The sequence below is a fragment of the Mesorhizobium sp. M7A.F.Ca.US.006.04.2.1 genome (assembly GCF_004022915.1).
In the GTDB taxonomy this organism is placed as follows: domain Bacteria; phylum Pseudomonadota; class Alphaproteobacteria; order Rhizobiales; family Rhizobiaceae; genus Mesorhizobium; species Mesorhizobium ciceri.
This window is the reverse complement of sequence record NZ_RZQA01001611.1, coordinates 1-509: the sequence shown is the minus strand read 5'-3', so window position 1 is coordinate 509 and position 509 is coordinate 1. Positions and strand designations below refer to the sequence as shown.

The 509-nt window shown below is 59.1% G+C and carries 1 protein-coding gene; it reads right to left on the bottom strand.

Translation table 11 applies throughout. The features are described 5' to 3' along the window. Positions 1-339: site-2 protease family protein (locus tag EN925_RS39025; protein ID WP_206633231.1), on the bottom strand; the 339-nt coding region annotated here is incomplete at its 3' end. Positions 340-509: the final 170 nt, after the last annotated feature.

Here is a 509-nt window from a genome sequence, read left to right as displayed (position 1 = left end):
CGTGTGGAAGGCGACCTTGCGCTCTTCCGCGGTCAGCGTTTCAATTTCTTCCGACGTCGGCTGGCTCGATGTGGCGTTCATGTCGCCGACGAATTTGACATAGCCGCCAAGCGGTATCGCACACAGTTTCCAGCGCGTGCCGTGGCTGTCGTTGAAGCCGAAGAGTTCCGGGCCGAAGCCGATCGAGAAGGCCCTGACGCCGATGCCGCACCAGCGCCCGACAAGGTAATGGCCCATTTCGTGGACGAACACGACCACGGTCAGCACGAAGAGGAATGGCACCAGCGTGCCGAGGACAAAGCCTTGTGTGCTGAAAAGCGCGTGAAGAATCTCGTTCAAGACAAACCCTCAATTCTTCCACGGCGCAGACTGCGCCGTGACTGTGACACCAATCCGGGCGAATCCAAGGCGCATCGCGCAAAGGACCTGAAATGACACCACTCAAACGGGAAACAGACCCTGCGCCGGATGATCGGCGTTCGCCGAAATCCAGCCGATGACGTATAGGG